28 protein-coding genes are annotated in these 25,342 nt (G+C 70.7%); 4 read left to right on the top strand and 24 right to left on the bottom strand.

Going from position 1 to position 25,342, the window contains the following annotated elements; translation table 11 throughout:
* Positions 1-18: 18 nt before the first annotated feature.
* The gene (locus tag ACIGG8_RS27370; RefSeq protein ID WP_396551473.1) at positions 19-444 is read right to left on the bottom strand and encodes a hypothetical protein; all 426 of its coding nucleotides are present in this window, start codon (positions 442-444) and stop codon (positions 19-21) included.
* Positions 445-477: 33 nt separating this feature from the next.
* Positions 478-834 carry a hypothetical protein gene (locus ACIGG8_RS27365; RefSeq protein WP_396551472.1) on the bottom strand — a complete coding sequence of 119 codons (357 nt, stop codon included), beginning with the start codon at positions 832-834 and terminating at the stop codon, positions 478-480.
* Between the two features lie 171 nt (positions 835-1,005).
* On the opposite strand from ACIGG8_RS27365, the gene ACIGG8_RS27360 reads away from it, so the two are divergent.
* Positions 1,006-1,320 carry a hypothetical protein gene (locus ACIGG8_RS27360; protein WP_396551471.1) on the top strand — a complete coding sequence of 105 codons (315 nt, stop codon included), beginning with the start codon at positions 1,006-1,008 and terminating at the stop codon, positions 1,318-1,320.
* 147 nt (positions 1,321-1,467) lie between these two features.
* On the opposite strand, the gene ACIGG8_RS27355 is transcribed toward ACIGG8_RS27360, so the two are convergent.
* Positions 1,468-1,938, bottom strand: coding sequence for a hypothetical protein (locus ACIGG8_RS27355; protein WP_396551470.1), 471 nt, complete (start codon positions 1,936-1,938; stop codon positions 1,468-1,470).
* A gap of 187 nt (positions 1,939-2,125) precedes the next feature.
* On the opposite strand from ACIGG8_RS27355, the gene ACIGG8_RS27350 reads away from it, so the two are divergent.
* Entirely contained in the window at positions 2,126-2,563 is a 438-nt protein-coding gene (locus ACIGG8_RS27350) for a hypothetical protein (RefSeq protein WP_396551469.1), read from the top strand.
* 22 nt (positions 2,564-2,585) lie between these two features.
* Here the strand turns inward: ACIGG8_RS27350 and ACIGG8_RS27345 are convergent, their stop codons facing one another.
* The 8 genes from ACIGG8_RS27345 to ACIGG8_RS27310 form a co-directional block, all read right to left on the bottom strand.
* Positions 2,586-2,942, bottom strand: a complete 357-nt coding sequence (locus tag ACIGG8_RS27345; protein ID WP_396551468.1) for a hypothetical protein — start codon at positions 2,940-2,942, stop codon at positions 2,586-2,588.
* Between the two features lie 117 nt (positions 2,943-3,059).
* Positions 3,060-3,395 carry a hypothetical protein gene (locus tag ACIGG8_RS27340; protein ID WP_396551467.1) on the bottom strand — a complete coding sequence of 112 codons (336 nt, stop codon included), beginning with the start codon at positions 3,393-3,395 and terminating at the stop codon, positions 3,060-3,062.
* Between the two features lie 80 nt (positions 3,396-3,475).
* Positions 3,476-3,790 carry an integration host factor, actinobacterial type gene (gene mihF, locus ACIGG8_RS27335; RefSeq protein WP_396551466.1) on the bottom strand — a complete coding sequence of 105 codons (315 nt, stop codon included), beginning with the start codon at positions 3,788-3,790 and terminating at the stop codon, positions 3,476-3,478.
* 302 nt (positions 3,791-4,092) lie between these two features.
* The gene (locus ACIGG8_RS27330) at positions 4,093-6,279 is read right to left on the bottom strand and encodes a hypothetical protein (protein WP_396551465.1); all 2,187 of its coding nucleotides are present in this window, start codon (positions 6,277-6,279) and stop codon (positions 4,093-4,095) included.
* Positions 6,280-6,295: 16 nt separating this feature from the next.
* Positions 6,296-7,306 carry a hypothetical protein gene (locus tag ACIGG8_RS27325; protein WP_396551464.1) on the bottom strand — a complete coding sequence of 337 codons (1,011 nt, stop codon included), beginning with the start codon at positions 7,304-7,306 and terminating at the stop codon, positions 6,296-6,298.
* Positions 7,307-7,322: 16 nt separating this feature from the next.
* Positions 7,323-7,769 (bottom strand): hypothetical protein, encoded by a 447-nt coding sequence (locus tag ACIGG8_RS27320; RefSeq protein WP_396551463.1) that lies wholly within the window; start codon positions 7,767-7,769, stop codon positions 7,323-7,325.
* Between the two features lie 140 nt (positions 7,770-7,909).
* On the bottom strand, positions 7,910-8,125 hold the full coding sequence (locus ACIGG8_RS27315) for a hypothetical protein (protein WP_396551462.1): 216 nt from the start codon (positions 8,123-8,125) through the stop codon (positions 7,910-7,912).
* 136 nt (positions 8,126-8,261) lie between these two features.
* Positions 8,262-9,926, bottom strand: a complete 1,665-nt coding sequence (locus tag ACIGG8_RS27310; protein ID WP_396551461.1) for a hypothetical protein — start codon at positions 9,924-9,926, stop codon at positions 8,262-8,264.
* A 115-nt stretch (positions 9,927-10,041) separates the two neighbouring features.
* Here ACIGG8_RS27310 and ACIGG8_RS27305 point away from each other — a divergent pair, with 115 nt between their 5' ends.
* Complete coding sequence (locus ACIGG8_RS27305) at positions 10,042-10,239, top strand: type II toxin-antitoxin system prevent-host-death family antitoxin (RefSeq protein ID WP_396551460.1); 198 nt, start codon at positions 10,042-10,044, stop codon at positions 10,237-10,239.
* 672 nt (positions 10,240-10,911) lie between these two features.
* On the opposite strand, the gene ACIGG8_RS27300 is transcribed toward ACIGG8_RS27305, so the two are convergent.
* The 4 genes from ACIGG8_RS27300 to ACIGG8_RS27285 are packed head-to-tail and all read right to left on the bottom strand — an operon-like array spanning position 10,912 to position 13,461.
* A complete protein-coding gene (locus ACIGG8_RS27300; RefSeq protein WP_396551459.1) occupies positions 10,912-11,349 on the bottom strand; it encodes a hypothetical protein in 438 nt (145 codons plus the stop codon).
* Between the two features lie 31 nt (positions 11,350-11,380).
* On the bottom strand, positions 11,381-11,503 hold the full coding sequence (locus tag ACIGG8_RS27295; protein ID WP_396551458.1) for a PmrA: 123 nt from the start codon (positions 11,501-11,503) through the stop codon (positions 11,381-11,383).
* Between the two features lie 45 nt (positions 11,504-11,548).
* Positions 11,549-12,376, bottom strand: a complete 828-nt coding sequence (locus tag ACIGG8_RS27290; protein ID WP_396551457.1) for an endonuclease/exonuclease/phosphatase family protein — start codon at positions 12,374-12,376, stop codon at positions 11,549-11,551.
* Entirely contained in the window at positions 12,373-13,461 is a 1,089-nt protein-coding gene (locus ACIGG8_RS27285) for an aldo/keto reductase (RefSeq protein WP_396551456.1), read from the bottom strand. Before ACIGG8_RS27285 ends, ACIGG8_RS27290 begins: the two co-directional genes overlap by 4 nt.
* 61 nt (positions 13,462-13,522) lie before the next feature.
* Between ACIGG8_RS27285 and ACIGG8_RS27280 the strand changes: the two genes are divergently transcribed.
* Positions 13,523-14,134: a hypothetical protein gene (locus ACIGG8_RS27280; protein ID WP_396551455.1), complete on the top strand. Its 612-nt coding sequence runs from the start codon at positions 13,523-13,525 to the stop codon at positions 14,132-14,134.
* Positions 14,135-14,187: 53 nt separating this feature from the next.
* Here the strand turns inward: ACIGG8_RS27280 and ACIGG8_RS27275 are convergent, their stop codons facing one another.
* The 9 genes from ACIGG8_RS27275 to ACIGG8_RS27235 all read right to left on the bottom strand — a co-directional run bounded on the left by ACIGG8_RS27275 (position 14,188) and on the right by ACIGG8_RS27235 (position 25,246).
* On the bottom strand, positions 14,188-16,386 hold the full coding sequence (locus ACIGG8_RS27275; protein WP_396551454.1) for a radical SAM protein: 2,199 nt from the start codon (positions 16,384-16,386) through the stop codon (positions 14,188-14,190).
* A 173-nt stretch (positions 16,387-16,559) separates the two neighbouring features.
* A complete protein-coding gene (locus ACIGG8_RS27270; protein ID WP_396551453.1) occupies positions 16,560-17,195 on the bottom strand; it encodes an HAD family hydrolase in 636 nt (211 codons plus the stop codon).
* On the bottom strand, positions 17,195-19,138 hold the full coding sequence (locus tag ACIGG8_RS27265) for a hypothetical protein (protein WP_396551452.1): 1,944 nt from the start codon (positions 19,136-19,138) through the stop codon (positions 17,195-17,197). Before ACIGG8_RS27265 ends, ACIGG8_RS27270 begins: the two co-directional genes overlap by 1 nt.
* Entirely contained in the window at positions 19,135-19,917 is a 783-nt protein-coding gene (locus ACIGG8_RS27260; RefSeq protein ID WP_396551451.1) for a class I SAM-dependent methyltransferase, read from the bottom strand. Before ACIGG8_RS27260 ends, ACIGG8_RS27265 begins: the two co-directional genes overlap by 4 nt.
* Positions 19,907-20,320, bottom strand: a complete 414-nt coding sequence (locus ACIGG8_RS27255; protein WP_396551450.1) for a hypothetical protein — start codon at positions 20,318-20,320, stop codon at positions 19,907-19,909. Before ACIGG8_RS27255 ends, ACIGG8_RS27260 begins: the two co-directional genes overlap by 11 nt.
* Positions 20,321-20,369: 49 nt before the next feature.
* Complete coding sequence (locus tag ACIGG8_RS27250) at positions 20,370-21,875, bottom strand: NAD(P)-dependent oxidoreductase (RefSeq protein ID WP_396551449.1); 1,506 nt, start codon at positions 21,873-21,875, stop codon at positions 20,370-20,372.
* Positions 21,876-21,922: 47 nt separating this feature from the next.
* The gene (locus ACIGG8_RS27245; RefSeq protein ID WP_396551448.1) at positions 21,923-22,780 is read right to left on the bottom strand and encodes a GNAT family N-acetyltransferase; all 858 of its coding nucleotides are present in this window, start codon (positions 22,778-22,780) and stop codon (positions 21,923-21,925) included.
* The gene (locus tag ACIGG8_RS27240) at positions 22,773-23,336 is read right to left on the bottom strand and encodes a hypothetical protein (protein WP_396551447.1); all 564 of its coding nucleotides are present in this window, start codon (positions 23,334-23,336) and stop codon (positions 22,773-22,775) included. The genes ACIGG8_RS27245 and ACIGG8_RS27240 overlap by 8 nt, the downstream gene beginning before the upstream one ends.
* Positions 23,333-25,246 carry a glycoside hydrolase family 15 protein gene (locus ACIGG8_RS27235; protein ID WP_396551446.1) on the bottom strand — a complete coding sequence of 638 codons (1,914 nt, stop codon included), beginning with the start codon at positions 25,244-25,246 and terminating at the stop codon, positions 23,333-23,335. Before ACIGG8_RS27235 ends, ACIGG8_RS27240 begins: the two co-directional genes overlap by 4 nt.
* Between the last annotated feature and the right edge of the window lie 96 nt (positions 25,247-25,342).

The raw sequence follows: 25,342 nt of genomic DNA, 5'->3' as shown, positions 1-25,342 counted from the left end.
AGCGCGTAGGGGCGGCGGCTACAGGGTGAGGTCGAGTCGTGTCGTGCCGCCGACCGGGGACCCGGGGGGCTGGACATCGAACTCGAACGGGTCGCTGGGGCTCGTGGGGGCGGCCTCGCGGGGCCGGTAGAACTCGGCGCCGCGCCTGGCCCACTCGGGGGCGTCCGCGAGGGAGGCGCCTCCGGGGGTGGGGTGGCTGCGATAAGTGCTCTGGGCCGCCAGCTTCCCCGGCTGGTCGTTGGCCTTGATGACGAGGCCGGAGAGTTCGATGCTGTGCACAGCCCAGGCGTCGCCGTCCGGCCGATACTCGAAGCGGATGGTGTCAGCCTGCATCGTTCGGCCACGGTGAGCATGGCCGGTGATCACCGTCCGGGGTTCGCCCTCCAACGGGATCCTCTTGACCCGGCTGGTGTCCCACTCGGTGCTGTCAGGGTTGATCTTCATGGCGTTCCGTTCGAAGAAGGGTGCTGTGAGTGGTCAGGACAGGTCGACGGCGTCGGCGATGAGGCCGGCTGCGGCCGCCAAGCGGTTCGCGGTCTCGGCGTAGGCGTGAGCGGTGAGCGGCTCGGGGCACGTGAGGGCCCGGCCGAAGGTGCGTGCGACGTTGCCCCAGTTCTGGGCGGCCATCTCCATCTGGGTGGCGAGACCGTGGTAGTGGTCCGCGGACTCCCGGGCGGCGAGTGCGGCTTGCACGTCGGCTTCCAGGGCTGCGGCGTAACCCTCGGCGCGCAGCTTGGCGGCCTTGGCGAGTAGGTCGCGTTCGCGCCAGGCGGCGCCTCGTACTGAGCTTCGCCACACCTCGGCGTTCGGTGGGGGCGGTGCGTCGGGCGGCATCTGGGTGTCTCCAGGGGTTGGCAGGGACCGGTGGTGAGACCGGCGTGAGCGCTCGGGCTGCGCTCACTCTTCGAAAGTAGCGCCTAGGCGCTACTGCGTCAAGGAATATACTTGCTCTATTTGATGGGGGGCACTTGCTTCACCACCTGCCAGCTGGCTACCCTCGGCACCATGGCCGCTCCCAAGACGAACCCAAAGCCCGCCCCTCTGCCCGAGCTGTTCAAGGACCTGGAGGGTCTCCTCCGCTACTCAGACACTCCCGAAGGCCGCATGGCCGCCGCCAAGCGGCTGACCCAAGCGCTCAAGGAGATCCCCGAGCTGCAGACGGCGATCAGTGACGCGCGGCAGAAGGCGGTCCAGGAGATCTACCTGCGCGAAGGGATGACGTACAAGCAGATCGGCGCGGAGCTGGGCGTTGGCGCGGAGAGGGCGTCGGCCATCGCGCGTGGGCAGCGGTCACCGGCCGACCGGCGAAAGGCGCAGTAGGCGCCGGCGGTGCGGCCCCGGCCTGGCCCGGACACCGAGATGGCCCGCACCCGTTCCTGGGTGCGGGCCATCTCGTCGTCTGTTTTTCTGAGCGTCTGTCCGACGGCTGGGCGGTGATGGCCGGGAACACCGCCGAGTGCCCGCCACTCACACTGGGGCGTTCTCCTCGGCCGCCGCGTAAACGGCCAGCCGCAGCGCAACGTCCTCGGTGAGGTCGCCGATCTCCACGGCGATACTTTGCTGCTCGGTGAGCTGGATGCCCTCGGGAACCGGGGTCTCGGCTGCATCAAGCGGCAACGCGTCGAGCCGCCGTTCGGCCTGCAACTGCACCGCGGCGGCCACATCCTCGGGCCGGGGCACCGCCGCCCCGGCGACCAGCCTGTGAGCCTCATCGAACATGCTGCCCTGGGCGTCGATGCGATCACACAGCCAGCCATCGGATTCGGTCCAGAACACAACGTGGGTGCCGCCCAGACCGATGCAGACCGCTTCCGTGGGCGTCATGTAGCGGTCGGACCAGGTAAAGCCAGTGGTCGGCCCGGCCAGCGGACCGAGCGCGGCGAGCACCGCGCGTTGATAGGCGGACGCGGGCCGCTCGGGCTGGAGGAGGTTGTTCATGGCCGCCATGGTGCCCACCGGCTGCGGCCAGCGAGATTGGACACGCCGGTCCCGTTGGCTGGGCCGTTCTCGTCCTCCCCGACGCGCGGTCGGCTGTTTCCCGGGGAAACACCCTGGCGCCGCTGGCGGGTGACTTTCTCGGCGAACGCCGCCCCGGGTTGGGGACGTTGGCCTACCGTGGTCTGCCATGGACATCGAGCTGACTGACGATGAGCACCTGCGAGCACTAGCCGCCCTGGAGGCCGTCGTCGGAAATGACACCGATGCCCTGACGATCCTGGCAGGCGGCGTTGGCGAGCGCCCACTGCCGGCGCTGCTGGCCGCCTATGGGCAGCACACACTCCACCGCATCCTGATCGCCGCCTTCGGCATCGACGCCACCATGGACTACGACGAAACGGGCCGGCTGGTCGCGGAGATCAACAGTGACCCGATGGCTCGCATGGTCTTTGTCCTGACCGACGCCCTGCACAATCAGGCCGCCCCTGCAGGGAACGACCCAATGACCGCGAAGCTGGTCGGCCGATCCATCCTGATGGCGATCCACGCGTTCACCGACGCCGACGACCAGGATGCCCTGACCGTGTTGCGCGCATTGCGCAACCAGGTCCTCCGGCGTGACTGAACGACGGGGCACGTGGAGCAGGTCACGACCTGCTCAGGCCCCGAGCACTGATCCTGCGCGGCCTGGCACGCCAGCGGACGATCAGCGCGAACGCAACCAGGCCCAGGGTCCCAGCCACCTCGGCGGTGGCGTGACCGGCGATACTGGTCGCCTGGACCGTCAGCCCAACGACCGCCGTGACCACCGCAGCACGCACGCGCAGCGGATGGAGTCGGCGCCGGACCCCGGCCCGCAGCGCGTTGACCTCGGCGGCATACCCTTCCGCGTCCGCGAGGGCCACAGCGCGGGCACGAGATCCGGCCGGGAAGAGGGCGGCTTCCTCGGCACACCGGCGCATCTGGTCTCGGAGGTCTTTGAGCTCTCGCTCGCGGCCGGCCATCGCTCTCCCCTTGGTGACAGCTACCCGCCGTCAACAGCACACTGCTGACGGCCCGACAGGTCATCGTAGGCGCTGCCTCTCACAGCCCGCAGGGGAAGCGGTCAGAGCGCGCCCGCTTCAGCCGAGGATCGGCTTCATGTCGACCAGGAACTCGCCGTCGACCTGGCCGAAGTGCGCCACGAAGGGGAAAGGGGCGGCGACGTGCCACCGGTCGGCGAGGTCGGTGTGCACCGCCTCGGCCCAGCCGAGCAACTGGACCGGCAGCCGGTACTGGCCGTTGGGGATGACGATGACAGCCAGGCGGCGTTCCGGCGCGTAGACGACGTCCTCTACCTGGACCCGCCACCAGGCGGTGTGCGGTGCGTTCTCGGACGGTATCTCGGGGACGCTGAAGGTCTTGAGACGCATGGCGTCGGTCAGGTAGCGCTGGTAGTCGGCGCCAACGCGAAGCACTCTCACGGTCCCCCCGGGGCGTTCCTGAATAGACGGAGGGTCCCCGGCGAAGCACCGGGGACCCCTTGGCTGGCTGTACGTCAGCTCTGAGTGGCGAAGCGCTCCAACAGCACTTCGCGCTGGCGAGGGCCGAGGCCCTGGACGCGGCGGGTCTCGGAGATGCCGAGCTCGCCCAGCAGGCGGTCGGCGCTGACCGCTCCGACGCCGGGCAGCGCCGTCAGGAGACGACGGACCTTGGTCTTGGCGATGACGTCGTCCTGGCGCGCCAGGACATCCGGCAGGGACAGCGTCCCGGTCTTCAGAGCGGCCAGGATGTCGGCACGCTCCTTGCGCACCGCCATCGCCTTCTGCAGGGCCTCGGCGCGGACCTCAGGGGTCAGTGGAGGCAGAGCCAATGCGAATCCCTTCGTCGTGCGTGAGGTGATCATCATTGCCCACCACGTTGTTGATCCACCAGCAGGTTTGGCTGATCGGCCGCTGCCTCACCGTGTGGAGCGTCGGTCCGAATCGCTTCCGCGGGCTGCCGAACGGAGTAGTGCTCTTGAGCACGCATAGCGTCCGGCTCGCAGAGGTCCGGGCCCTCCCAGAGGGTGCGGGTGTTTGTGCACTCGCTCTGTCAAGGGGCCCCGGGGATTCCCGGGGCCCTTTGTGCTGGGGTGGGGCGGATGTCAGCGGCTCATTGCGTCCGCTCTCCCGTTCAGGCCATCGCGAATTCCGGGCTGCGTGCGACGCCCTGCCACTGCCCGGTGCCGTGCTTGATCACCAGCTTGTCGTCGGCGAGCCGGGTCAAGGCCGAGCTGACCGTCTTCGCGTTGGTCAGGCCGGTCATCTCCATCAGCTCGGCGTTCGTCCAGACCCGGTCCACGTCGGTGCGCAGGGCCGCGAGCAGGTCGGCGCGGGCTGAGGACCGCAGACCGGCCTTCGGCGTGATCAGCGCCGCCTCGGCCCGCGCGGCTTCCTCCCCGCCGGCCGGTACCCCGGGCACCGTGCCCGCAGGTACAAGAACGGGCGGGGCGGCAGGGGGCTTGGTGAGCTGGACGTTCACCGGCACCCGGACACGGCCCAGGCGTCGGTCCGCGCGCCGCTCCCGCCAGGTCCCGAACATCTCGCCGAGCGCGAGTTCGTCCTCGGCCTGGATCTCCGTCAGGTGCCCGGTCGAGGCCCAGTGGTACGGGTCCTCGACCTGGAAGGTCCTGAACGCGCCGCGGCGGGCACCGGGGACGTGCGCGAACCCCAGGCCGGCCGTTGACGACCCGTCGGGCCACTCCTTCTTGAGGAGGTGCGGTTGCACCGGCAGCGTGCCGTTGAAGGCGGCCTGCCCGGAGGAGGGCCCGCCGGTACGGAAGACGATCACATTCCCGGAGGCGACCATCTCCCGCAGGAGCGTGCTGTGGCCCATGGTGTCCAGGGTCGGCACGGGGGTGACCACTCGCAGGCGGCCGCCGCACTTGCGGCTCATCGCGCCGAACTCCTCAGTGGCCCGGACCATCTCGCTGTTGATCTTCAGCACCTTGTGGGCCTCCTCGATCGTCGTGCTGAAGATGGGCATGCCGAGGGTGACCGGGTCGAACGCGGAGACACCCCGCCGAACGCGGCCGTGCTGGTCGTACCACTCCAACGTCGCCAGCCGCCGGGAGCGGTCGTACATCAGAGCCACCGCGGCCTGCATCATGCCCAGGATCTCGTCCGGGTCGTCGGCGAACCAGTGCACTTCGTCCTGCCAGTCGGGCAGGCTCTGGCCGCCCTGTGGGTCGCCGACGAAGGACAGCATGTGCTGGGAGTGCCGCTCGTAGGCGAGCAGCATGCTCACCAGAGAGCTTTTGCCGGAGTCGGTGGTCCCGGAGATCAGGTCGTGCACGGGCCCGCTGCCCGGGCGCCACATCCGGTAGCGGGTCGGCAGCAGATCCTGGTAGGTGCCGATGGGTGCGATGCCGGTGGCCGGGTCGAGCAGGCCAGGGCCGTCCCAGGGCTGGGAGGTGGCCAGCGGGTCATGCTCGAAGATCGACAGCTGGGCGCGGCGCGAGGAGCCGGAACTGGTGGAGTCGATCGACACCGACACCTCCGGCACGTCGTAGGCGGAGGCGATCCGGTCAGCAGCAGCGTGCGCGGTGGCCAGTGAGGCCCGGCCGCGCGGCAGCAGGATGACCCCGCTCCAGCCGTTCGCGGTGACCGTGACCTCGACCAGCTCCGCACCGGGCAGCGGCCCGCCGGGGTTCGACACGAACTCCTCCCACACCTGGTGCTGGTCGCCGCCCGTGACGGGGTTTCCGTCCTGGTCGACGACCACCGGCGGCGCCTTCGCCGGCTCGTCCTGCACCACCTCGACGCCGTCGTCCTCCTCGCCCTGCGGGGTCAGAGCCCGGCGACGGGCCTCGAGCCAGCCGAAGGTGCCCACCGTGCCGACCGCTCCGATAGCGAACAGGGCGGGCAGCGGCCGCTCGGTAGGGCCGTCGGCGAGCGCCACGCCGAGCCACGTCCACGTGCCGGCCCACAGCACCACGGCACCACCCAACAGCCTGCGCGGCGGGGCGGCGGTACGCACCCACCATCCGCCGCCCAAGGCGCTTGCGGCAGCACCGGCCACCGCCAGTCCCGGAGAGACGTGCTCACCGTGGCCGAGGACGGCTGCCCCCCACACCGCGCCGGAGGCATACATCGGCAGGGTGGCCCGCCACTGCTGCACGGACCATCGTGCCGCCGTCCAGGTGCCGACTACCAGCCCAGCGGCGGCCTTCATTGGCAGCGGCAGCGCCCGCCAGCCGCTGTGCTCGGCCGCGGCCAGGGGCTGGCGGCGCGCTGCCGTGCCCTGACTTGGGGCGTGGAACGCAGCCAGGGTGTCGTTGATGCTGGGACGCTGACGATCCGTCTCCTCGTTCCGGAGCATCTCCTTCTCCTTCCCGTCAGCCTTCGAGGAACTGCTGGGACGGGATCGCGCCCTTTGCGGCCTGGGCGCGGTGCTGCTGCACATAGGCATCCCAGCGTTCGGTTACTCCGCGGAAAGCGATGGCGGCGTTACCGGCGCGCAGCGCCGCAGCGGTGGCGAGTGCTTGGTGGGCGGCGGCTTCGCTGCGGGCGGCCTCGGCGATCGCTCGGATCTCCGCGACCGTCGCGGCGTCCAGGTTGTGCCTGGCGACGCTGTCCGCCAGCTGTTCGAAGTACGTGGCGGTGACGGTGGCCCTGGCGGCGTCCTTCTGGGCGATCTCCAGGTCGTCCAGAGCGGAGTTGGCGATCAGGGGAAGCATGGCGCGAAGCGCGTCGTAGCCGACGGTCTCGGCGGACATGGCGGGGGTGCTCACGATGACTCCGGAGTGGGTGATGACGGTGGCGGGCAACAGGCCCGGCGCAGCGCCGGAGGCGGAAGGCGGCGCGGCCACGGCGGCATCTTTGTTGGTGCCGGGCCGGCCTCCAGGCGTGGGGTAGGGGTGGCTCGACGGCTCCAGTCCGGGCGGCGCCGACGGCGCGGACGGCTTCGGCTTCGGGGCGTTGGACGGGGCGGTTGGAGCTGGCCCTGCAGCCGGCTTCGGCTTGGGCCGGGTAAGGCCGGGCGGCTGCTTCGGCTCGGGGTCTCCGTGCCGGTCCTCTCCGTACCAGTCCGCGACCAGGTCGTTGACGCGCTCCCTGGCTTCCGGGAACTCGATCTTCCAGGCGCGCGTGTAGGCGGTAGCTCGCTGCGTCCACCAGTGGACGCGTTCGGCGTTGCGCTCTCCGGCCTCTTCGAGCCACTCGACCAGGTCTTCGCCGGTCTCGCTGACCCACCAGCGCACCTTGTTGCGGGTGCCGCTGATGACTCTGCCGGTCTTGGCGGCCAGCTCGTGCTTCTTCGCGGCTGCGGCCTGTCGGCCGTAGGCGAGGGTGCGGGGCCCGTAGGTGCGGGCGGTGGCTAATGCTGATCCGATCAGGATCTCGATCATCTGGTGGTCCCCCTTGTCAGCGGGCGAACCAGGAGCCGACCCACTGACCGAGGGAGTCGGCCAGCATGGACAGCACCGATACCGACCAGGCGCCGAAGCTGCCGGGGATCAGCGAGGCCGCGAACGGGGCGAGGCTCGCCATGGTGAGCGTGTTCTTGTCGATCTTGTTGTTGATCAAATCGAGAAGCAGGCCGACAACGCAGAAGGCGGCGGCGAGAGCAGAGATGGAGAACCCGATCCATCCGGCCTGGGTCGACCAGTGGTCCACGGTGTTGGCGATGGCGCGCAGCGGGACGCTGAGCAGCCCGGTGAGGCCCATCCCGCAGACGAGAGTGAGAGCGGCGATGAAGCGCGGTATCTGCCTGCGGATGATGGCTGGGCCGACGCTGACGCCCTTGGTCAGCAGCAGCCAGGCCAGCACTCCGGCGACGCAGCCCGTGAGTCCGCTCACTGCGTAGTGCATCACAATCCCTTTTCGATTATTGACAGTTGATGATTCTGCAGGTATCTCGCGCGCGCGCCTGCGCCCGCGCGCGCAAGGTGTTTCACCGCGGTCCGTCCGCACCCTCGGTGCGGACTGTGCGGACTGCGGACTGTGCGGACTCAGCGCCGCCGGTAGTCGGCCAGCGTCGCCCGCAGCTCTCTCAGGTGGTCCTGCATCAGCCGCAACGCCTCGGCCTGCCGCTGGTCGGGCACCTTCGCGAATACGGCCTTCACCCGGTCGAGCTCGACGGCCAGTTCCTCCATCGGGCTCGCGGCGGCGGCCAGTCTCTCGGAGTAGAAGTTGTCCCGGCGTTGCTTTCCCTTCGCACCTGCCATGGTCGTCACCTCCGCTCTGGTGGTTAGATCCGGGCGGGCCGCCGTCCGTACCGGGTGCCAGGGAGCCCGCGAGTCCCTGCGGACTCCAAGCCGACGGCCCCTTCTCCACATCCTCGGATCGATTACTGTGCGTTAGTTACGCGGCGACGCCGATCTGGTACGCCGCCTCCGGTTGTTCGCTCTTGCCGGCATCGCTCTCCTCCGCGATCTGCTTCTCGATCTTCTTCCGGAACTCCGGTTCGTTCTCCAGCCGCAGCTTGGCCGCCGCGATCCGCGCCTGCCCCCAGCGATCGCCGTATCCGTACAGGCGACCGAACTCGGTGCCGGTCAGCACGATGCCCTTCAGCTCGTTCTGCGCGGCCCGCCCTTCGGCTTCCTCCTTGATCCGTGCGGCAGCCTGGCGGGGCGATTCGTGCGGATCCGCAGCGATTGCGTGCGCCGATTCGTGCGGTGAGCGTGCGGTCGGCAGGAGCGTTTCATGCGCCGTCCGGACGTGTCCATTCGGTTGACCGTTCGATTCTGCGTGCGCTACAGAGACCGCTCCGTGCGGCTCCCGAAGCGTTCCGTTCGCCTCTCCGTGCGCCTCGATGAGCAGACTCCGTTCGCCGGTGAAGACGGGACGCACCGTGCGCCGTGCGGCTCGGTCCGCAGAGTCTGCACGCCTGCGTTCGGCTTCCAGCGCACGCCGCTCATCTTCGCGTTTTGCCTGTTCAGAAGCCATTCGGGTCTGCTCCGCAAGTGCGTTCGCCTCTGCCTGCGCACGGATTCGTGTGGCCTCGGCTTCGGCCTCCGCCCTCACCAGCCGCTCCTTGCGTTCGGCTTCCCGTTCGGCTTCCTCAGCCGCACTTGCGGCCGCACGCTCGGCAGCCTCCAGCCGAAGTCGTTCGATTTCGGCGGCCGCACGGACCTTGGCGTCGGCCTCGGCCTGTGCAGCCTGGACTGCCGCACGTGCGGTCTCCGCGGCTGCCGCACGGTTCGCTTCGGCGGCCTGCGCATCCAGGCGTCGGCGCTCCAGGTCGGCGTCCCGTTCGGCAGCCAGCCTCCGCTCCTCGGCCGCACGGACCTCCGCACGAACCTTGTCGTCGTGCGCCCGCTTCTTCTCCAGCTCGGCCGCCCGCTCGGCCCGCTCCTTATCGGCCTTCTTCTCGGCGATCTGCTGCGCCTCGATCTTCTGTGCGTGCGCCTTGTCCGCCTTCTCCGCCTCGCGCTGCTCCTCGGCGGCGCGCTGCTTCTCGGCCCGCACGAACGCGTCCCAGTTACGGATCGTCACCTCGCACAGGGCTATGCGGCGCGCGAAGTACCGCCGGTACCCGGCGGCCGCCTCAGCCAGGAGGATCACCAGGATCGGCACGACCGAGTGCAAGAGGACACCACCAGGGTCCGCATGGGAGAACTCCAGCCTCCCGGTGGGGAACACCGACGGCCAGCAGTTCATCACCCACGTTGCCAGCCCGGCGAAGTTCCGCAGCAGCAGCGGCCAGCCCGACGGCCGGTAGCCGGAATGCCGGGACAGGCGGCCGTCGACGTACAGAACGAGGAGCAGCGCCGAGGACACCAGCGGGTCGAGCAGCCATGCGATCTCCAGCAGGGTGCCGTGCCGGGTCGCGAACTGCGTGACGTTGACCGCGGTGAAGGTCAGGCCGCCCACTCCGATGCTGACCAACCCGCCGGTGACGATCTTCGCGAGCCTCTCGAGCTCGGCGATGTCCGCGCGAGCGCGCTCGACATCCTGCTGGCTCGGGGGACCGGCCGGCGCCTTGGGGGCAGCGTCGGCCGGTGCGGTGCGTCTGGCGATCCTCACGGTGGGTCTCCTGCTCGGTACGGCGTCCGAGGCCGGGGGTTGCTGACTCCTCGGCACAAGATCACGGTACACAGTGTAATCACGGTACACAAGTTACCGTGTGTATCCTCTGACCATGTCGAAGAAGGCCGCCACCATGGGCATCCGCGAGGCGAGGAACGAGCTGGGTCGACTGGTGGAGGAGGCTCACTTCCAGAACGCCCCGACCGTGCTCACGCACTACGGTGAGCCGCGCGCTGTCCTGGTCTCGCACGCCTGGTACTTGAGGGCGTGCCAGGCACTGAACGAGGAGCCAGGGACAGCAACTACGTGACAGAGCCAGCTGAGCCGCGCAACTGTGACGACGACTCAGTACGGAGGCAGGAAGCGCCTGGAGGTCTGGTGGCCGTGCACTCAACCGGACGTCTGCGGCGCGCGATCAAGCCCGGCAGCGCTCAGCCCGATCCGTCAACACGATGATGATCAGTTCACGAGGCGCGTCATCGTGAGCTTGTGCCATCAGCCCGGGGTCCTGCACACCGCTAACCCGTCCGTGGCGGCACGTTCCTCAGGGCGGCCCATTTCGGCCCGCCCGCCGCACCTCCGCCATGACCCTGCACGCGGCCCAGCAGGACGGCGTGCACTCCGTACTGGTGGCGGACGACGAGATCGTCCGGGCCCGCCAGGCGCTCTGGGACCACCGGCGGATCGCGGTCGAGCACGGCACCGCCACAGCTCTGGCCGGCCTTCTCACGGCCGACCAGAACGTGCCGACCGGGACCTGCCGACCCGGCCGAAGACGCCGAGCCGCAGCTACCGGCCCGCCAGCGGCGAGAAGGTGTGCGTGGTCCTCTGCGACGCGAACACCGACGTCAGCCAGCTCATGCAGCCCAGACCGCACGAGCCCGGAGGGGGCAGCCGAGCGGGGACCCGCCCGGCTGCCCCCTCCGCCGTGTCCGGCCACCATCCCGCGCGGACCGGGCCGGCCCGGTCCCGCCGACGGGCACTACCCGGGTGGTGCCGTCAGGGACTCGGAGAAGTCCTTCACACCGATCGCCGCGTTCGCGCTGGTCAGCGGCATGAACTCGTTCAACGCCATGGTCTTGTTGACGGCTGTGTGTACCCGCTGGCCGGTGGCGCCTTCGCGTACCCGCTTGCGCCAGGCCGCCGTACGACAGGACGACCGATCGTAGATGGCATCGCTGCGGTGCCCGTGACCTGGGACGAAGCGGTTCCCGCAGACCGGGCAGGCCCGGGAGACCTCGGCCTTGCGCCCGTCGAGGATGGCGAAGCCGATCCGGACCGCCTCGGCGTGGTGGCGCCGGGCCCGGCGGTGGGCCGCCTTGCAGGCTGGCCGGTCGAAGCGCGTGTCGGAGCGGGCACTCGCTGGCAGCGGCTTCCCGCAGTGCAAGCACCGGCGAACATCCTCGCCCGCGTGGGCCATGCCTTCACCGTACGCCCGCCCACCCGGTTGCTCAGCTCCGGCGGTGGGCGGCCTGGTCCTGGGCGGCGACGTGCCGGGCGAGGGCGTCGACGCCGGGGCGGGCGTACCGCTCCAGGGAGCGGACGGAGGCATGGCGCGAGCGGGCCAGCAGCATTGGGGTGCTGGTGCCGTTGGACCTTCGCGGGGCAGCCCTGGGCGGTCATGGTGCGGTCTTCTGTCGGAGGTCGATGACGAGTTCCAACGCGGAGTGGTCGCTCAGGCCGTTCTCACGCGGTTCGTGCAGGTAGCGGCAGGTGAGGATCCGCGTGCGGTGGGCAGCGGTGACCAGGGCGTGGTCGAAGCGGTAGCCGTCGCCGGAGCGGCGTCCGAACCAGCTGTGTTCGACTGCCTCGGGGAACAGGGTGCGGAAGGCGTCGGTGAAGCCTGCCGCGGCGAAGGAGGTGTAGAAGTCGTACTCCCACTGGCCGTAGACGCGGTGGTGGGGGGTGTGGCCTGGCTCCACCACGTTGAGGTCGCCGGCGGCGACAACCAGGCCGCCGCGGGCGGTGAGGGCGGGCAGCGCAGCGCTCACCGCGCTCTGGAAGGCCCGCTTGTCCTCGTTGCGCCGCTCCTTGGGTCCGCGGGAGGGCACGTACAGACCGGCGACGGTGATCGGGGTGTCGGCGAGCGAGAGGGTCGCGGTGGGGAAGCGGTGGGGCAGGAAGTCCGCCGGGCAGGGCGCGGTGACGAGTCCGGCGTGACGGGAGGCGATGACCGTGCGGTAGTCGTCACCGCCCCACGGTGCGATCACGGCCCGGTACCCGGCGTCGCTCAGCTCCTGCACGAGCACATCACCGCTGCCTCCGCCGGAGACCTCGGTGAGGATCGCGACATCGGCGCCCTCCTGGCTGGCCAGCCAGTCCACCTGCCGCACGGTGCGGGCGGGCGCCGCGTGCTGGACATTCCACGTCATCAGCCGAAGCCGGTCCGTGGCCGGCTCGTGCGTGGCGGTGCGGTGGGTGAACAGCGCGGCCTGGTCGGCGGTCACGGCTTCTCCAGCTCGTCGAGGAAGACCTCTCCGGCGGCGTCCAGTTGCTTCTGGATGCGCCCGCAGGTCTCCCGGATGAACGCCATGTCGTCGCCGGACAGCTCGTCGCCCAGGCACAGCAGGTTCTTCTCGACCTGCTCGGCGGAGGTGAATCCGGTCAGCACGGCGCAGTTGTCGGCGTGCTGGAGAACGTACCGGATCGCGACGCGGGCCAGGTCCGCTGGCGAGCGGCCGAAGCGCTCGCGCAGCGGCTCCAGGCCGTGCTGGATGATCCGCAGGAACGGCTCGGTGAACCACGCCTTGCGTGCGCGGATGTCACCCTCGCCGAAGGCTGGCGGCCGCTCGGGGTCGTACTTGCCCAGCAGCAGTCCCTGCGCGAGGGGCTTGTTCGCCAGCACCGACACGCCGCGCTCCGCGGCGAACGCGAACAGGTCCTGCTGGCCCTCGCCCGGGAGTGGGGTCAGGGCGTTGAAGCGCACCGACAGGTAGTCCGGGCGAATGATCTCGAACAGCTGGCGGAACCGGGCGTGCTTGTCCTCCCGCTGCGCCTTCGGGAGCGTGAGGCGGTCGGTGGCCAGGCGGTGCGGGCCGCGCATCCCGACGGCCCGGATGAGACCCCGGCGCTGGAAGTCGCGCATCTGCTCGACGGCGCCCTCCAGGTAGCGGTCCGCCTCACCGAAGGAGTTGGTGTGGAAGAAGTAGATGTCCAGGTGGTCGGTGCGCAGGTTGCGCAGGGTCGTCTCCAGCTGGTGGCGCATGTGCCCGGGCTCGTAGGCGTGCTCGGCGGTGCCGGCGAAGTACCCGACCTTGCTCGACAGCACCACGGAGTCCCGGTCGACGTCGGCCAGGAACCGTCCGATCAGCCGCTCGGAGTGGCCGTGGCCGTACACGTCGGCGGTGTCGAACAGGTTCGCGCCGAGCTGGTGGGCCCGACGCAGACCGAGGAGCGACTCGCGGTCGTCCGCGTTCGCCCAGCCCATGGGCAGGCCCAGGTTGTGGCCGGGGCCGCCGATTGCCCAGCAACCGATCGCCACCGGGTTGATCGTCAACTCCTGTGCCAGGCGACGGTTTTCTACACCCTTCACTTCTCTACCCTTTCGTAGGTTTACGCCACAAACCGTGACGAAGGTGACTATGGTGTGGCGCGTGAACACCGACACCGAACTCGATCTCAGCGCGATCATGGCCGCCGGATGGGCGACCCCCGCAGACTTCACCCCCGCTGAGTACGCGCGAGCCGAGGCGTTCTACGCCGCGATGCGCGCCCATGACGCCCGGCTGCTGGCTCTGCGGGAGCAGGCTGCCGGCCTCATCCGGGGGTGGACGGGACGCGAGCCGCGCGACGTTGGCTCGCTCGGTACCCGCCTCAACCTCGAGACGTCCGACCTGGACCTCGGCATCGGCTACCCGGTCGCTAAGCGGGACCACCTGATGCAGGTCCTCGCCGACCGGACGACGTTCCTGGGGGAGCGCAAGACGTCGTTCTCCACGACCCGGCTCGTCTTCTCCTTCACCTTGGAAGGTGTTGAGGTCGACCTGTCCGCGTTGACGGAGGAGGACTTCGTGGTCGCCTGCCGGATGCTCGACCAGATCGCCGAAGCGATGACCGAGGAGGAGCGCGTCTGCCACCTGTGGGTCAAGCACCTGCTGCGCGAGCAGGGCCGCCTCGACGACTACGCGAAGTGGAAGCTCGTCACCTACGCCCGGTTCTGCCCGGAGTTCAACTGGGTGCCGATTCCGGAGAAGGCCGCTTCCTGATTCGCGCCGCCCGCAGGTGGGCCGCCCCCAGTGCCGGGGGCGGCCCACCTGCGTCAGGTCCCGCACGGGTCGGCCGCGTTGATCAGCGCCCAGTCGTGGCTGCCCGCCCAGCGGGCGTGCTCCGCCCGCAGCAGGCTGGCCCGGCTGGCGGGCAGCACCGCGGCCGCGGCAGCCACCGCCTCCTTCACCCGCGGCGCCAGGTCGGCGATTTCCGCGTCCAGTGCCATCCGGAGCCGCCCGTGCAGACCGGCCCCGCCTCCGTCCAAGCCCACCGCCAGCGAGGTGCTCTCGATCGCGTGAAGCATGTGACCCAGCACCGTGTACGCCGCGTCCTTCAGGACCACCCGGGCCGCGCGTACTGCACGCCACGCATCGCCGTGCTCCAGCACCTTCTCCAGCGACTTGAGCGTGTAGTCCAGGGCGAAGTTCCGGTCGACCCACAGCTGCGCCCACTCGGAGGCGATGCCGATCCGCCAGTCCGCGAAGTCGGCGTCCTGGCGGCCCATCGACGGTCGCACGTCCCGGGCGAGGCCCTCGGCTTGGACCATCCGGGTGTAGGCGGCGCCGATCAGGCACTCCATGGAGACGAGCATGTAGGAGATGCCCTGGTGGAGCGGCCGTCCGGTGGTGTACTTCGCGACGAAGGCCTCGTCGCGCACTCCGGCGACGATCTCCTCGACGGACAGGTGCGGCAGGGGACGAAGGAGCAGGTCGGTGCGGCCCTGGAAGGCCTGGGTCGCCTTCAACTCCGGCAGCGTCATCAGGTGGTCGAACGTGATGTACGTGTACCTCGTGGGCACGCCGAGCGCGGACAGGGTCCGGATCGCCAGCGCGTTCTGCTCCCCGGTCGTCTCCTTGTTGAAGCGCTCCAGGACGGAGTCGACGCCGGACTCGACGCCGAACAGGCAGCGACGCAGGCCCCGCTCGACCAGCTCCCGCCACATGGCCGCCCGCTCCACGTGCCAGTCCTCATCGTGGTCGGGGTGCACCACCTGCTCGACGCGGCAGCTGGTCTCCCACTGGAATCCCGCGTCGTGGATCGTGCCGGCCACCGCCAGCGCCCTTTGGACGGCGTCCGGACCGCGGCCGACGAACTCCTCGTCCACCACGTACAGAACCCGGCTGGTGTCGGGGTGACGGTCGAAGACCAGGCCGACTTCGTGCAGGAACCACGGGAACAGGCTGGCGCTCGCCCCCGCCCATTTCCCCTTGTGGTCGCGGGGACAGAACGAGCACGCGCTGACACAGCCGCGCGAGCACTCGGCCTGGGCGACCCCGTGGCAGTCCAGGGTGGCGTCCAGCAGGTCGAGCTCGGGCAGCAGGTCGCTCTCCTCACTGCGGGCCGCGACCGGCTTGGCGGTGCGGCGGATCACCAGCGTGCCCTCTCCGCGTGCGGCGCCCTGGTAGCCGATGCCCGGGATCTCCTCGCGGGTGATGTCGCCGTGCCAGTGCGCGAGGATGCCGCGAATCGTCGGCGCCCCAGCGCCCCGGGCTATCAGCAGATTCGGGTAGGCGTCCAGGAGCTGCTTCTCGTTGCGGACGGTGAGGCTTCCGCCGGCCACCACCAGCGGGGGCTCCGGCAGCGAGTAGGCCGCGTCCAGCACCTCCACCATCAGGTCGTGCTGCCCGAACGTCGCGGAGATGCCGAGGATGTCGGGGGTGTTGTCGGTGACTTCCTTGAGCAGGTCGGGCAGCGTCACCCCGAGCTGCATGTCCATCAGCTCGGTGGTGCCCATGAGGGTGGAGCGCGCCCCCCGGGCGACGTCGCTGATGCCGAGGGGGAAGCGCGGCAGCGGGAAGTACTCGGGGTGGTACAGAGCCGCCAGGAGCAGCCGCGGCCGTGACAGCCGGGCGACGGCGTACTCGTCCAGGTCCGCGAGCGAGAGCCACGAGTCGGGGTCGTCGAGGTCGATGTGGCCGGTGAGCCACGCGGGCCAGTGGCGGCTGTCGTGGGCCTGGCCGGAGAGGTCGGCGACGGCCCAGCGGCTGTCGGGGCGCTCGATGAGGACGAGGCGGCGGTCCAGGGTGCCGGTGACGCGCACGCGGCCGGCGAGGCCGCCGAGATGGGTCTCCAGGTGCTGGCGCAGCTCGTTGGGCCGGGTTCGGGAGGTCTCGGCCTCGGCCGCGGCCCGGCGGAGGTCGGCGCCCGGGGCGACAGCCTCCAGCAGGGGCATCAGCCTGTCGGCCAGCGGGCCGGGCAACGCCGGCCGGTGCGGTAACGGCTGGCGGTCGGACTCTTGGGTGTTGGACATCGATCCTCCGAAAGGTAGAACGTCACCGCAGGGCCGGGGGGACCAGCAGCGGCGCGGGGAGGGGACAGGAAGGTGCGGCGCCGATACCGGCGTCGCGGGTGTGTCGATTCGAGTCGTGGTCAGGGCGCGAGCACGGAGCGGGTTCTGACCGCTCTCGCCGCGGAGCTGGGTCGTTATCGCCGGGCTGGTGCAAGGCACCAGGCGGCGAGGCTGGCGGGAGTGGCCAGCAGTTGGTCCGGTCTGGCGGCGGTGAGGTCCTCGAGGTTCGCGTAGCCGTAGCTGACGGCGATCGCGGTCAGACCGGCGGCGTGGGCATGGCGGACATCGCTGCCGGTGTCGCCGATGTACGTCTTCGCCCCGTGCCAGGTGCGCAGGAACTGGAGCTTGTCGGCCTTGCTGCCCTGCTCGTCCCTGGAGAGCAGCACGCGGGGCATCGCCTCCGCGGGCAGGTCACGGGCGAGCAGGGCGCACACGGTGCTTCCGTGGCTTCCGGTGACCACCGCGTACCCAGGCCCGGCGGCCAGTTCGGCCAGAGGCCCCACCAGCTCCGGGATGACGCCATGTGGCTCTTCGGCGGCGGCTTGGTCCGTGAGCTGGGCGTGGAGCTTCCAGAACCGCTCCGCGGTCTCGAAGTCGATCCAGCGAGTCAGCGAGGCGCTTAGCACGCCCTGGTAGACGACGGGCAGGTCATACGGGCCGGCCAGGTCGGGAAGGTCCCACAGCTCCATCTCACGGCGGGCGTCCTGGTAGCAGCGCCAGGCCCGCTTGCGGGAGTCGTGCAGGACGCCGTCGAAGTCGAAGACGAGCATCAGGTCATCCCGCCCAGGGACACGACAGGCACGCCGCACCAGGCAAGCAGCCCGGCGTGAGGCAGCAGCCCCGGCAGCTCGTCCAGCGCGGCCCGGGCCTTGGGCCAGGCCGAAGGCGCGTCCAGCGGGGCGAGCAACAGCACGTCGCCCTCCCGCACCGGATGGAACCGGTTCCGGGCCCACCGCTCGACCGTCTTCAGCATGAGCGCCTGTTCCTCACGTGCCGGGCCGGGTCCAGCCTGGGGCACTGGGGTGCCGCCGAAGGGCAGCTGGGGCTGCACCAGCGCTGCGGGCGGCTGCGCCCACCAGGCCACGACCGGCTCGGCTGCTCGCGGGCCGGCCACAGGCTTGGTCAGGGTGCGCTGCAGGAGAGCGGCGGCCGCGGTCATGCCGCGCTGGAGCCGGTAGGCCTCCCTGGCGGTCTCGGCCGCGCGCTGCGCGTTGTAGGTCCGGGGGAGCTGTTCGCCGCGTGCTGCGCCGTAGCACAGCAGGGCGACGGCGAGCGCCTCGCGCCAGGGCTGTTCGTCGGACAGGCGCCTGGCGAGGCTGTGGGCCATGGCGTCCAGGGTGCTGCCGAACGTGATGGTGAGTGCGGCCAGATCGATCAGCGGGGTCAGCAGCTCGTTGTCGCGGCGGTAGGCGTGGGCGAGGTGCCCCGTCTTACGGAGCTGCCCGGCGGCGTCGAGGACCCACTTCTCCGCCTCGCACCGGTTGTCGGGCAGCGCCGGAGGGAGAACGGCCAGCAGGTCGTTCAGCACCGTGGCGACCTCAATGCCGTCCGTGCCGGTCAGGGCCTGCGCCACCGCGAGCAGGATTGCGGGGGTCGGCCCGGCGGGGTCAGCGGTCCGCATCGGGAGCTGGACGGCACGGGAGAATGCGTAGTCCATCGCCTCCTCCAGCCGGTCGGATCCCGGCTGCGGGCCAAGCGGGGCCGCAGGAGTGACGTCCTCGGTCACTATGAGGGAGGGCGCCACGGCGAGCGTGGCGGGCACCACCGGGTGTTGCAGCGCTGCGGCTGCGGCACGGGCGGAGTCGCCGAAGATCCCGGGCGGCACCCACGCCGCTACAGCCGCGTGCCGGGCCCCGGTGGGTGCGAACAGCTGGACGGCGGCCCGGGCGGGCGAGCGGCGGCGAACCCCCGGCCACGGGACCAGGGCGGAGTTCTCCCGCCCGAGTATGAGGGCGTCCAGGAGCAGCGACCGGTCCGAGCCAGGCCACTTGGCGTGGGCCTGAAGGTAGGTGGACAGGGCGCCGAGTTCGAGGCGGCGGGTGGACTGCCACTTCTCGCGGGGCAGCACGGTGACCGGGATGCCCGCCTGCAGAAGTGGCTGGACGTCGTCGGGGTCGAAGACCGGTACCAGCACCTCGGCTCCGGGCATTTCCCGGGCCAAGGCCAGCAGCGTGCGGCCGGTCAGCGGCGGGTCGTCCACAACGAGAATCCGCCGGTTGTCGGCCTCGAGCTGCTCGCCGGGTCGGACACTGGTCACCTGCACGTCGACGCCGGCGGCCTCGAGGTGGGCAGCGATCAGCGGGGCCAGGTAGGCGCCGCCGGTGCGCACGCCCGCCACGAGGACCGGACCGGTCTCGTGCCGGGCGTCCAGCCAGGTCTGGGCCAGAGCGAGCATGTCCTGCCACTCGACTCCCTGGACGGCGAGGGACGCGGGCAACCGCACGACCGACCGGTCCGACCGGAGCCAGAGGGGCAGCCGGCCGGCGACGGGGGCGATGAGGGTGTCATCACCGGCCGCGAGTAGCCGGGCCGCCCGGTAGGTCGCCTCGCGCAGCACCTGTTCGCCCGGCCGGCTGGTGTCACGGCAGCGGGTCCACAGGGCCGCCAGCGATTCGTAGCAGTGCAGGGCCGGGACGGGCCGCCCCGCCCGGGACGCGAGGTCCCGGGCGAGACGGCTGATGGTGAGCGGCCGGATGGCCGTCGGCATGCTCACGCGGCGGCCTCGCGGCGGGCGATGGCGTGCACCAGGCGGCCCAGCTCGCGGTAGGGGCTGCGGCTGGAGGCGGCCCACTCCGTCTCGAGCGCTTCCTGGTACTCCGTCTCGGTGGGCTTCCAGTCGTTGCGGTGGTCGTGGAAGATCCGCACGCCCTGCCACGGCAGCGGCGTAAGCCCGTTGGCCCGGGCGAGGTCGTCCAAGTGGGCGGGGGTGTCGCCGCGGGTGGTGATGCCGAGGTTGCCGACGCTGGCGGCCTGGCCGCTCTCGATCTGGGCCCGGGCCGAGGCGTACCGGCCGGTCAGAGCCTCGCGCACGCCCACGGCGAGGCTGTTCTTCGTCAGGACGCTGAGGATGCCGCCGTCGGCGACGAGCCGGGCAAGGTGGGCGACGGGGGCGGCGGAGTCGGGCAGGTACATCACGACGCCGTGGCAGACCACCGCGTCGAACGAGGCGTCCTCGAACGGCAGGTGGTAGATGTCGCCCTCGGTGAGCGTCACTCGCTCGCTGATCCCGGCGGCGGCAACCCGCTGGGCCGCGGCGGCGAGCATGTCCGGAGACTTCTCCACCCCGACAACCTGGTGGCCGGCGGCGGTCAGGCGCAGCACCATCTCGCCGTCGCCGCAGCCGACGTCCAGGACGCGGGCCGACCGGTCGCCGAGTTCTTCGAGGACCCGGCGCGCGGTGAGGTCGTGCCGCAGGCGGCCGCGGCCGCCGCTGGAGTATGCGGCGTAGCCGGTCTTGACGGTGCCGAAGTCGGCGGAGGGGTCATTGGTCATGGGTGTACTCCTTCGTCAGGGTGGGCCAGTGCTGGGTGAGGTAGCGGAACGAGGGGTAGCGGTCGCCGGTGGCCAGCTCGGTGCCTGCTGCTCCCGATGGCGTGAAGGTCCCAGCGCGGATGGCCTGCCGGATGCGGATCAGTCGCGGGATCCGGCCGGCCAGGTACGGGACCCGGTCGCGGGCGTCGGCCTGCGGGAGCCAGGCTGTGAGCTGGTGCGGGCGCATCTCCTCCCACACGACGACGTCCATGGATGCCTCGCCCAGTTGCAGGGTGAGGAAGTGCGGCACGGCGGTTGTCCCGGGGCCGGCTGTGCGGTGGCTCAGCATGGTGACGGTGCCGGGGTAGCCGGTGCGCAGGGCGCTGAGGTGGCGGGCGAACGCGGCGTCGAGCCGACAGGTCACGCAGGCGCATCCCGACCCGTCGGTGAGGTCATCGAGGGTGAAGATCCGCTCAGGCACGCCCGCCGCCGCTGGTCGGGCCGTAGAGCCGGTAGTAGTCGTCGACGATGCCGGACTCGGCGAGGATCTCGTTGGTGGCGGCGAGGTTGTGGCCGGGCTGCAGCCGCTCGTCGCCGTGGGCCAGGGCGACGGCACCGACCGCGAGCCCGGCCAGGACCAAGTCCACGTAGCGGTTGGACAGGGACTCGGCGTGGTGGAAGTTGATGGGCATGCCGTGCCCGAGGACGAGGACCTCCGGGCCGTCGGCCAGCTGGTAGCTGGTGCCGAGCACGCCCCGGTCCGTCACGGCGGCGCTGCCTTCGCGGAGTTCGTCCAGTCCGAACTCGTAGTTCCTGCTGGTGGTGCTGACCAGGACCGCTCGCGGCGGCAGGAGCCGGGCCTGCGCGAGACCGAAGCTGCGGCTGCCGACGCAGCCGAACACCAGCCGCGGCTGGTGGCCCTGGACGAGCCGGTCCAGTGAGCGGTCGGTGAGGAAGCCTTCCTCGTGCGCGGCGACCAGGCGGGTGATGTCGGAGTCGTACACCGCGACCCTCATCCGCCGGCTCTCCAGGACGCGGGCCACCTCCTGGCCGATCCGGCCGAAGCCGAGCACCAGGGCTGCCTGCCCTTCGAACTTCTCGTCGGGCAGCAGACGCAGGGTGTTGCGGACCGCCGCGTCGGCGATGCCGTAGGACTCGATCATGCCCTTCATGTCGCTCTCGGCGACGCTGAACAGCGGCAACGGCAGGTCGAGGCCGTCCACCTTCCGGATGCCGGAGGTCGTCTGCTCCACCAGGCCGATGAAGTGCCCGGCCTGGTCGGGGAGGTCGCGCAGGACGACGGGCAGGACGTAGCCGCCGTCGTCCATGACCACGGTCCGCTTGCCGGCGGCGGACACGCGGGTGATGTGCTCCGCGATGCCCTCGCGCAGGTCCCGGTAGCGCCATACGGCGATGCCGTGGCGGTGGACGAGGTGGGCGTCGACGCGGTGGGTGTGCGCGTAGGGGTACTCCTTGTCGATCACGGTCATGTGCGCCGGGTCCACCCCGAGGGCGAGCAGGCTGTCGACCAGGACGAGGAAGTCGCGCATGTGGTGGATCGTGAGCAGCACGCCGACTCCGGCCAGCGGCTTGTCCGTCCAGCGGTCGGCCAGGCGGCTGGTGAGCGGCAGCTCGCCGACGGCCGCGGCGATCTCGGTCTCGGTGAACGGCAGGTGCCGTGCGACCGAGAAGAAGGCCTCCGCCTCGGCCGGCGTGCCCTGTTCGAAGGTGGCGATGAGACGGTGCGCGTGCTGGGCGGCGGCCGCCGGGTCAGCGGGGGTGGCCAGAGCCAGTCGCCCACTGCCGCCGCTGGTGAGGGTGCACAGCCACGACGACGATGCCTCGTCCCACTGCACGCTGCGCACGGAGAGGCAGGCGCTGAGACGGGTGGCCAGGTCGGTGGCCAGGTGACGGATCTCGTCCGTGCTGGCGGCGACGTCGACCGCGTGAACGAGCGGCGAGCTCACGGATGCGGGCACGGGGCCCTCCTTTCGGGCGGACTTGGGTTGATCGGGCGAAGCGGGAGTCATCGGTGAAGGGTGAAGGTGGCGCAGCGGCCGGTGATGTGCATGCCGCATGCGACGAAGTCAGCCGGGCCCTGCCGGGTCACGGCCCGTACGGTGGCCAGGTGCTGGGCGGCAGCCGCCGTGTGCGCCGCGGTGATCAGCTTTCGGCTGACCTCCGGCGTCGCGGCCCAGACCTCGGCGAGCAGAAGTTCGCTGCCCACCGCGTTGCGCTGGGCCAGGGCCAGCAGGAGCGATCCGGTTGCCGGGTCCAGCAGCAGGTTCCGGGCCTGGAACCGGGCGTCGTCCCGCCACCGCTGCAGCGTGGCTCGGGCGAACGCCTGCTCGTGGCAGCCGAACTGCCGCGCCGATGCCGCCACGTAGGCGTCAAGGTCCTCGACGCCCTCGGCGGTGACGGCGTCGAATGCTCTGTCAGCCGGTGCCCCGTGCAGCACGGTGATGGTGTCAAGCGGGGTCCAGCCCGACCGGAGGAAGAAGTCAGCGGCGCCGTCCCGGTCGGCCGGGACGTCCGTGGTCATCAACGGCCACGGGGCCGCTTCAACCACCGTGTCCAGCAGAGCCGTGCCCAGCCCGGTTCGGCGGGCCGACGGGGCGACGACCGGTCCCCACAGACGTGCCCGCGCTTCGCCAGGCTCAGGCCGGCGCACCGCGCACCAGCCGACCATCTCCTGACCATCACGAGCCACCGCCAGCACGGGAGACTCCCCGGTCAACGCGTTGGTCAGCCGGGAGCGCACCAGCGAAGAGCTCACCGGGCGGTCGTCGCTGAACCCGGCGATGCAATGCTGTGCAAGGGCGGCGAGCTCCTCACATAGATGGCCGTTCAGCCCGTCGGCAAGGACAATCTGCGGATCAGACATCGCAGCGATCTCCAGACGACTTGGGCGCCTTGGACAGCACGAGAGAGGGGAACAGCGGCGAGATCGCTGAGAGCGGGACCAGGTCACAGGTCACCGCGAGGAAGGCGGCCTGCGGGCGACGGCCGGCTCCCAGTTCCTGGACCGCCTCGGTGAGGTAGCCGTGTGCGGTGTCGCGGGCCACTTCGAGCTCGTCCGCGATCTGATCGTCGGTCAGGCCGGACAGGAGCAGTTCCAGTGCCCTGCGTACGCGCGGCGGCATGCGCAGGCCAGCACCGAGGCTGGTCGGCAAGCCGATCTCGGGAGCCGCGACCAGCCTGTAAGCGGCCGCGAGAGCCGATGCCTGGGGCAGGTGCTGCGCGCCGAGCAAGTCGCAGATCTTCTGGTCGGCGCCACGAAGATCCTCAACCCGCAGACCTGCCTTGGCACGCCGTCCAGCCCTCGGCCCTGGGGCGAGGACGAACCGGATGAGCCGAAGATCGCGGTCGTCCAGGCGCGGAGCCGCGGGCATGAGCGGCGCCCCCGCTATGGCCGCCGGCGGAGTCGTCATCGTGCTCACCGGGCCACACCCGCCACCGTCACGGTCCTGGTGTCGGTCCGGCCGGAAAGGCCGAAGGCGTTCTCACGCACGTCATAGCCCGAAATCACGCCCACGCAGGCGGCCAACCGCAGGGCGGTGTCGATCAGCGAGACGTGGCTGAAGGCCTGCGGGAAGTTGCCGACCTGGCGCTTGAGCCGCGGGTCCCACTCCTCGGCGAGCAGGCCGACGTCGTTGCGCAGCGACAGCAGCCGCTCGAACAGCTCGCGGGCCTCCTGCACCCGGCCGATCATGGCGAGGTCGTCGGCCAGCCAGAACGAGCAGGCCAGGAAGGCGCCCTCATGGCCGGAGAGACCGTCCACGTTGTTGCCGGACTCGTCGTGGGTGGGGTAGCGCAGCACGAAGCCGTCCTCGGTGGAGAGCTCGCGCTGGATGGCCTCGATGGTGCCGATGACCCGCTTGTCGTCGGCGGGTAGGAAGCCGACCTGGGGGATGAGCAGCAGCGAGGCGTCCAGCTCGTGCCCGCCGTAGTACTGGGTGAAGGTGTTGCGCTCGGGGTCGTAGCCCTTCTCGCAGACGTCCGCGTGGATCTCCTCGCGCAGCGCCCGCCAGCGCTCCAGCGGGCCTTCGGTCTCGGTCTGCTCGATCAGCTTGATCGTCCGGTCGACGGCGACCCAGGCCATCACCTTGGAGTGGACGAAGTGCCGGCGCGGCCCGCGCACCTCCCAGATCCCCTCGTCGGGGGCCTTCCAGTGCTCCTCCAGGTAGCTGATCAGCCGCAGCTGGAGCAGGTGGGCGTGGTCGCTGCGGCCCAGGCCGGTCATCTGGGCCAGGTAGAGCGCCTCCACCACCTCGCCGTAGACGTCCAGCTGGAGCTGGCTGGCCGCGCCGTTGCCGACCCGGACCGGGGCCGAGTCCTCGTAGCCGGGCAGCCAGTCGAGCACCGACTCGTTCAGCTCGCGCTGACCGGTGATGGAGTACATGATCTGCAGGTTCTCCGGGTCGCCCGCGACCGCGCGCAGCAGCCACTCGCGCCAGGCCCGGGCCTCCTCCCGGTAGCCGGTGCGCAGCAGCGAGGAGAGGGTGATCGCGGCGTCGCGCAGCCAGGTGTAGCGGTAGTCCCAGTTGCGCTCGCCGCCGATGTCCTCGGGCAGCGAGGTGGTCGGTGCGGCGACGATCCCGCCGGTGGGGGCGTAGGTGAGCGCCTTGAGGGTGATCAGCGAGCGGACCACCGCGTCCCGGTAGGGGCCCTGGTAGGTGCACTGGGAGACCCAGTCGGACCAGAACTCCTCGGTCAGCGCGAGCGAGGCCTCCGAGTCGGGGACTCCCGGCGGGGCCAGGTGGGAGTGCCGCCAGGTCAGCGCGAATGTGACCCGCTCACCTGCGGCCACCGTGAATTCGTGCTCGGCGAGCTGTTCGGGGGTGGTGGAGGCCGGGGTGTCGAGCCAGAGGGAGTCGGGGCCGGCGACCGCGGTGGTGCGCAGCGTGGCGTCGGCGGTTGTGATCTGGTGCAACCAGGGGAGGATGCGGCCGTACGCGAAGCGGGCTCGCAGACTGGAGCGCATCCGGACGCGTCCGGCTATCCCTTCCACGATGCGGATCACGACCGGGGTGTTCGGCGTGGCGGGCAGCTGACGCGGCGGCATGAAGTCGATCACCCGCACGGTGCTGCCCTGGGCGTCCCACTCCTGCTCCAGGATCAGCGAGTTGCCGCGGTAGCGCCGTCGGTCGGCACGGAGCGAGCCGGCGCTGTCGGAGGTCGGGGTGGGGGAGATCGTCCAGGAGCCGTGCTCGTCGCTTCCAAGCAAGGCGGCGAAGACGGCGGGGGAGTCGAACTGGGGCAGGCACAGCCAGTTCAGGGCGCCGTCGCGGCGGATGAGGGCGGCGGTGTGCATGTCGCCGATGAGTGCGTGGTCCTCGATGGGTGCCATGGGGGTCCGATCTGACGGGTGGGTGGGTGCACGCGTTGCGGGGCGGCTACGGAGGTGGGCAGGGGGAGCTGGGCCGCAGCGGAGACGTGGCGCTGG

This window comes from Kitasatospora sp. NPDC085464 (assembly GCF_044541955.1).
Classification (GTDB): domain Bacteria; phylum Actinomycetota; class Actinomycetes; order Streptomycetales; family Streptomycetaceae; genus Kitasatospora.
The sequence above is the reverse complement of the archived record's forward strand: the minus strand, read 5'-3'. Positions and strand labels throughout refer to the sequence as shown.

Coding starts and splice junctions, on each gene's coding strand:
- ACIGG8_RS27370 (WP_396551473.1), bottom strand. CDS start 444: ATGAAGATCAACCCTGACAGCACCGAGTGGGACACCAGCCGGGTCAAG.
- ACIGG8_RS27365 (WP_396551472.1), bottom strand. CDS start 834: ATGCCGCCCGACGCACCGCCCCCACCGAACGCCGAGGTGTGGCGAAGC.
- ACIGG8_RS27360 (WP_396551471.1), top strand. CDS start 1,006: ATGGCCGCTCCCAAGACGAACCCAAAGCCCGCCCCTCTGCCCGAGCTG.
- ACIGG8_RS27355 (WP_396551470.1), bottom strand. CDS start 1,938: ATGAACAACCTCCTCCAGCCCGAGCGGCCCGCGTCCGCCTATCAACGC.
- ACIGG8_RS27350 (WP_396551469.1), top strand. CDS start 2,126: ATGGACATCGAGCTGACTGACGATGAGCACCTGCGAGCACTAGCCGCC.
- ACIGG8_RS27345 (WP_396551468.1), bottom strand. CDS start 2,942: ATGGCCGGCCGCGAGCGAGAGCTCAAAGACCTCCGAGACCAGATGCGC.
- ACIGG8_RS27330 (WP_396551465.1), bottom strand. CDS start 6,279: ATGCTCCGGAACGAGGAGACGGATCGTCAGCGTCCCAGCATCAACGAC.
- ACIGG8_RS27325 (WP_396551464.1), bottom strand. CDS start 7,306: ATGATCGAGATCCTGATCGGATCAGCATTAGCCACCGCCCGCACCTAC.
- ACIGG8_RS27320 (WP_396551463.1), bottom strand. CDS start 7,769: ATGCACTACGCAGTGAGCGGACTCACGGGCTGCGTCGCCGGAGTGCTG.
- ACIGG8_RS27315 (WP_396551462.1), bottom strand. CDS start 8,125: ATGGCAGGTGCGAAGGGAAAGCAACGCCGGGACAACTTCTACTCCGAG.
- ACIGG8_RS27305 (WP_396551460.1), top strand. CDS start 10,042: ATGTCGAAGAAGGCCGCCACCATGGGCATCCGCGAGGCGAGGAACGAG.
- ACIGG8_RS27300 (WP_396551459.1), bottom strand. CDS start 11,349: ATGGCCCACGCGGGCGAGGATGTTCGCCGGTGCTTGCACTGCGGGAAG.
- ACIGG8_RS27295 (WP_396551458.1), bottom strand. CDS start 11,503: ATGCTGCTGGCCCGCTCGCGCCATGCCTCCGTCCGCTCCCTGGAGCGG.
- ACIGG8_RS27275 (WP_396551454.1), bottom strand. CDS start 16,386: ATGTCCAACACCCAAGAGTCCGACCGCCAGCCGTTACCGCACCGGCCG.
- ACIGG8_RS27270 (WP_396551453.1), bottom strand. CDS start 17,195: ATGCTCGTCTTCGACTTCGACGGCGTCCTGCACGACTCCCGCAAGCGG.
- ACIGG8_RS27260 (WP_396551451.1), bottom strand. CDS start 19,917: ATGACCAATGACCCCTCCGCCGACTTCGGCACCGTCAAGACCGGCTAC.
- ACIGG8_RS27245 (WP_396551448.1), bottom strand. CDS start 22,780: ATGTCTGATCCGCAGATTGTCCTTGCCGACGGGCTGAACGGCCATCTA.
- ACIGG8_RS27235 (WP_396551446.1), bottom strand. CDS start 25,246: ATGGCACCCATCGAGGACCACGCACTCATCGGCGACATGCACACCGCC.